The following is a 5,629-nucleotide window of genomic DNA, read 5'->3' on the forward strand; positions in this document are numbered from 1 at the left end:
GGGTCCGGATCCGCGACCCGGCCGGCGCCGACCTGGGCACGGTCGCCGCCGCGCAGCCCGTCGACCCGGCCTTCGTGGCGCGGCTCGCCGCGGTGACCGGCGTCGGGGTCACCCTCCTCGACGACCCGGGCCGGATCACCCACACGACCGAGGACCGGGAGGTACGCGCGGCGGTGCTGGCCGCCGCCCGCGAGGCGGACGGGGACCGGGTGACCCCGACCGTCGACGGCCGGTACGTGCGCCGAATCGGCCCGTCCCCCGGCCAGCCGCTGCCGCTGGTGCTCTCGGTGCCGGGGGAGCGCCCGCCCGGCCTCTACGCCGCCCTGGTCGGTGCGGTGGTGCTGGCCGCCCTGCTCGCCGTGCTGACCGCGTGGCGGCTGGCCCGGGTGACCACCCGACCCCTGGTCGAGCTGGCCGGCGCGGTGGACCGGGTGGCGCACGGCGACCTGACCGCCCGGGTGCCGGTCCGCAGCCGGGACGAGATCGGGCGGCTGGCCAGCGCGTTCAACCGGATGACCCGGGAGACCGGCAGCTACGTGGCCGCGCTGACCAGCAGCCGGGACCAGCTCCGCGGTCACCTGACCGTGCTCGGCGACACCCTGGCCAGCACCCACGACCTGCAACGCATCCTGCGGGTGATCCTGCACAGCGCGATCGCCGCCACGGGCGCGCGGGCCGGCGCCGTGCTGCTGCTCGACGGCGACGGCGTGCTGGTCGGCCAGTGCGTCGAGGGGCTGGACGGGCGCTGGCCGACCGAGGACCCGGCCGATCCGGCGACGCTGCGGGTGCCGGTCGGCGCCGGGGTGCTCGGCACGGTGGCCGCCACCGGGGAGCCGCTGCGCGGCCGGTGGGAGCCGGCGGACCCGCCGACGGGGGAGCCGTCCTGCGAGACGTACGTGGCGGTGCCCTTCGCCGCCCCCCGCGGCGCGGAACCGCGCGGCGGCCCGGAACGGCCCGGCCACCCGCCGGCCGACTCCGACGCCCCCAGCTCGACGCGTCTGAAGCCGCGCCGCGACCTGGAGCCGTCGTCCGACGACTCCAGCTCGCGGGCGCTCGGTGTGCTGGCCCTCTACGACCGGCCCGGGGCGGACGAGTTCGACGACGACGACCTGGTCACGCTGCGGACCTTCGCCGGCCACGCGGCGGTGGCCGTGGAGAACGTCCGGGTGCACGAGGAGGCGCAGCGGCTTTCCCTGACCGACCCGCTGACCGGGCTGTGGAACTACCGCTACCTGCGCGAGTCGATCCGGCGCGAGGTGGAACGGGCCAACCGGTTCGGCCGGATGCTCAGCGTGCTCGCCCTCGACCTGGACCGGTTCAAGGACGTCAACGACACGTGGGGGCACGCCGCCGGGGACGCGGTGCTGGTCGAGTTCGCCCGCCGGGTACGCGGGGAGATCCGCGAGGTCGACCTGGCGTTCCGGCAGGGCGGCGAGGAGTTCGTGGTGCTGCTGCCGGAGACCGACGCCCGGGGCGCCACCATCGTCGCCGAGCGGCTCGGCTCGGTGGTCCGGGACCAGCCGGTGCGGGTGGAGGGGCACACCGGGGAGCCGATCCGGGTGCCGGTCACCGTCTCGATCGGCATCGCCGTCTACCCGGACCACGCGGCCGGCGGCCAGCAGGTGCTCGACGCGGCCGACGACGCGCTCTACGCGGCCAAGGCCGCCGGCCGGGACGGCTACCGGCTGGCCCGGGCCCCCGACCCGGTCCCCACCCAGGAGATCCCGGTGGTGGCGGCGGCCGTCAGCCCGCCCGACGGACTGCCCCGGGCCGGCGCCGGGGACGCCGCGCCGGTGGCACAGGGCGGCGCGTCTTCCGGTCCTCACCCGCCGCGGCAGAGCCGTGGCCGATAGTCTCGCGACATGTCGGAGCACTCAGCGAACCCCTCAGCGACCGCCGCGACCGGTCGCTCCCGCGCCGTCAAGGCCGTCATCCCGGCCGCCGGCCTGGCCACCCGGTTCCTGCCGGCCACCAAGGCGGTCCCCAAGGAGCTGCTGCCGGTCGTCGACCGGCCGGTGCTCCAGTACATCGTCGAGGAGGCCGCCCAGGCCGGCCTGACCGACGTGCTGCTGGTCACCGGACGCGGCAAGACGTCGATGGTGGACCACTTCGACCGCCGGCCCGACCTGGAGGCGCGGCTCGAGAGCAAGCCCGACCTGCTGGAAGCCGTACGCCGGCCCGAAGAGCTGGCCGAGATCTACACCTGCCGGCAGCCCGAGCAGCTCGGCCTCGGCCACGCGGTCGGGTACGCCGAGTCGCACGTCGGCGACGCGCCCTTCGCGGTGCTGCTCGGCGACGAGTTCGTCAAGATGGACGAGCCGCTGCTGCCGGCCATGCTGGACCTCCAGGCCCGCACCGGCGGCATCGTGCTGGCCTTCTTCGAGGTCGACCCGGCGGAGACCGCGCGCTACGGGATCGCCTCCGTCGAGCCGGCCGGGTCCGAGTTCAGCGACCTCGCCGAGGTCGTCAAGGTCACCGGCATGGTGGAGAAGCCGAAGCCGGAGGACGCGCCGAGCAACCTCGCCGTCCTCGGCCGGTACGTGCTCCCGGGGAAGATCTTCGATGCGATCCGGCGCACCGAGCCGGGCAGCGGGGGCGAGATCCAGCTGACCGACGCCATGGAGATCCTGCGCAACGAGGGGGTGCCGGTGCACGCCATCGTCTACCGGGGCACCCGCTACGACACCGGCATGCCGCTCGGCTATCTCCAGACCGTGGTGCAGATCGCCGTCGAGCGCGAGGACCTGGGCGCCGAGTTCCGCAAGTGGCTGACCGAGTTCGTCAACAACGGCGACGAGACCGTCACCGCGGCGATCCTGAACGGGGTGCGCGAGGCGTCCGGCGGTGCCGGTACATGACCGCGACGGCCGACGCCGAGGCGGCCGCGAACGAGTTGACGCCGCTCGCCGACTACCTGGGCAGCGTGCTGCGCAGGTTACGCGCGCTGCCTCCGCTCGACCTCGACCTCACCCAGGCCTACGGCAACGTCCTCGCCGAGGATGTGGTCGCCCCGCACTCGTACCCCGCCTTCGACCAGGCTGCGGTGGACGGGTACGCCGCGCGCTGGGAGGACATCTCCGGAGGGAGCCGGGGGCCGGGCTACGTCCCGGCCCCCTCCGGTATCCCCGGTGGCCGCAGCATCCGTCTGAACGTGGTCGGCGACCTGGGCGCGGCGAGCTGGCGGCCGGTCCGGCTCACCCCCGGCTCCTGCTTCTCGGTGGCGGCGGGCGCTCCGCTGCCCATCGGCGCGGACGTGGTTGTCCCGGTGGAGTGGACCGACCAGGGCATGGCCGCCGTGGAGATCTTCCGCGCCCCCAAGCGGGGGTACGGGGTCCGCCGCTCCGGTGAGGAACTGCCCGCCGGCACCCTGCTCGCCCGCGCCGGCACGTACGTCTCGCCCGCCCTGGTCGCGGTCTTCGCCGCCACCGGCATCGGGCACGTGGTGGTCCGGCCCAGCCCGCGGGTGGTCATCGTGGCCACCGGCGACGAGCTGGTCGACGTCGGCCGGGGCAGCCAGCCCGGCCAGGTGGTGGACACCAACTCGCACGCGCTGACGGCCGCGGCGGCCGAGGCGGGCGCGTTGGCGTACCGGGTCGGGATCTGCGACGACGACCCGGAGGCGCTGCGTGGCCTGCTGGAGGACCAGACCCTGCGGGCCGACCTGATCATCACCACCGGCGGCACCGGCACCGGCCCCGGCGACATGGTGCGCCGGATCCTGTCCCGCAAGGAGGGCGGCCGGGCCGGGCCGGTCGCCTTCACCGAGGTCGCCCTCTATCCCGGAACGGCCCTCGGATTCGGTACGGTCGGCGCCGAGGAGGTGCCGGTGGTGTGTCTTCCCGGTGAGCCCGGCGCGGCGCTGATCGGCTTCGAGGTGCTGGCCCGTCCCGCCATTCAGCTGCTGGCCGGCGCCGAGCCGGTGTTCCGGCCCAGCGTCCGGGCGCACCTGTTGGAGACGGTCTCGTCCCCGGGGGGGCTGCGCGAGTTCCGCCCGGCGCACGTCGCCGAGCGGCGCGGCGGGGGTTACACGGTGCAGCCGCTCGCCGGTGGGCCGTTCACCCTCTCCGGCCTGGCCGAGGCGAACGGCCTGCTCGTCCTCGGCGAGCGGGTCACCACCGCGGCGGCCGGTTCCACGGTGGACGTGCTCCTGTTGGATCGGCGTCGGTGAGCGTGGGGAGTGCGCTTGCGAGCCCCGCGGTCGGGAACGGAAGGCTGACCTGGTGAGCTGGTTCCGACGGCCGCCAGGATGGCCGGCGGTGCTGGTGGACGGTCCGGTGGTGCTGCGGCCGTACCGGCGATCCGACGCGCTGGCCTGGTCGGAGATCCGGCGGGCCAACCGGGCCTGGCTGTCCCCATGGGAGTCCCACGTGCCGGGCAGTTGGGACGAGACGAACTCTCCGGCCGCGTTCCGCTTCGTCCACGCCGACCAGCGGAAGTCCGCGCGGACCGGCGACGGCATGCCGTTCGCGGTCTGCCTGCGGGAGAACGGGGAGGAGCGGCTGGTCGGCCACCTCAACGTGGGCAGCATCGTGCGGCGTGCGTTCTGCTCCGGCTACGTGGGCTACTGGGTGGACTCCCGGGTGGCCGGTCGCGGCGTCATCCCCACGGCGGTGGCCCTGGCCGTGGACCACGCGTTCGGCCCGGGCGGGCTGCACCGGATCGAGGTCAACATCCGGCCGGAGAACCAGCCGTCCCGCCGGGTCGTGGAGAAGCTCGGCTTCCGCGAGGAGGCCTACCACGTGCGCTACATGCACATCGACGGCGCCTGGCGGGACCACATCGGATACGCGATGACCAGTGAGGAAGTGGCCGCCGAGGGCGGGCTGCTGGCCCGGTGGCACCGCGTACGTGACAACCGCGGGTGAAGCGTCCCACCCGCCACGCCCGGCGCGGCGCACGGTGAAGTCGGTCGGCGGCCCGTAACCTCAAGTAACTGCAAGCTGTGGCAAGCGCTGCCTGCCCGCACGATCTGCGCCGTAAACGACGGGCGACGGAAGAAGTTGCGGTCGTGTGGCGCTCGCCCCGAACTTGGTGACGGGAGGGGTGAGGGTGCCGACCTCGGTGCTCCTCGCCGTCCTCGCCGCCGCCGGTCTGCTCGCCCTCGCGCCGGCGCTGGTTCGCCGGTACGACGCCACCGAGCGGCTGGTGGCGGAGCGGGCGCAGTCGACGGCCCGGGTGCTCCAGCGCCGCCGTCGGCGTCGCACCGTGCCCGGACGGCGGCCGGTGCACCCGCCGCGCTCCCTCGTCGTCACCCTCAGTGAAGATTCCGGTACGGGCGGTCTCGCCCGGCCGGTGTCGGCGCCGCCCGCCCGGCGTCGCTCGGGCCGGCTCCGGTCGGTGCAGCCCGCCCCGGCCAGGTCCCGCCGACGACACCCACCGAAGCGCCGGCAGCACACCCCGGCGATCTACCGCCGCCGCCGGGTCCTCGCCGCGCTGCTGCTGCTCAACTTCGTCGAACTGATCGGCGTGGTGCTGGTCAGCCCCGGCTTCTGGATCAGCGTCTCGGTCACCGGCGCCCTGCTCGTGGCGTACGTCGTACACCTGCGGCAGCGGGCCCTGGCCGAGCGCCGGCGGCGGCGCGCGGAGGCCCGGGAGGCGGCGTGGCTCGCCGCCCGCCAGGCCGAGGTGC

General features: G+C 75.1%; 5 protein-coding genes. All 5 read left to right on the top strand.

Features of this window, described 5'->3' with window-relative positions; translation table 11 throughout:
• A partial coding sequence (locus tag B0E53_RS32510) for a diguanylate cyclase (RefSeq protein ID WP_107079461.1) occupies positions 1-1,853 on the top strand: 1,853 nt, incomplete at its 5' end.
• A gap of 9 nt (positions 1,854-1,862) precedes the next feature.
• Positions 1,863-2,858, top strand: a complete 996-nt coding sequence (locus tag B0E53_RS32515; RefSeq protein ID WP_107079462.1) for a UTP--glucose-1-phosphate uridylyltransferase — start codon at positions 1,863-1,865, stop codon at positions 2,856-2,858.
• Entirely contained in the window at positions 2,855-4,168 is a 1,314-nt protein-coding gene (glp, locus tag B0E53_RS32520; protein WP_107079463.1) for a gephyrin-like molybdotransferase Glp, read from the top strand. The genes B0E53_RS32515 and glp overlap by 4 nt, the downstream gene beginning before the upstream one ends.
• 88 nt (positions 4,169-4,256) lie before the next feature.
• Complete coding sequence (locus B0E53_RS32525) at positions 4,257-4,865, top strand: GNAT family protein (RefSeq protein WP_210406303.1); 609 nt, start codon at positions 4,257-4,259, stop codon at positions 4,863-4,865.
• 178 nt (positions 4,866-5,043) lie between these two features.
• On the top strand, positions 5,044-5,629 hold a 586-nt coding region (locus B0E53_RS32530), incomplete at its 3' end, for a hypothetical protein (RefSeq protein WP_210406302.1).

Source organism: Micromonospora sp. MH33, from assembly GCF_003013775.1.
In the GTDB taxonomy this organism is placed as follows: domain Bacteria; phylum Actinomycetota; class Actinomycetes; order Mycobacteriales; family Micromonosporaceae; genus Micromonospora; species Micromonospora fulviviridis.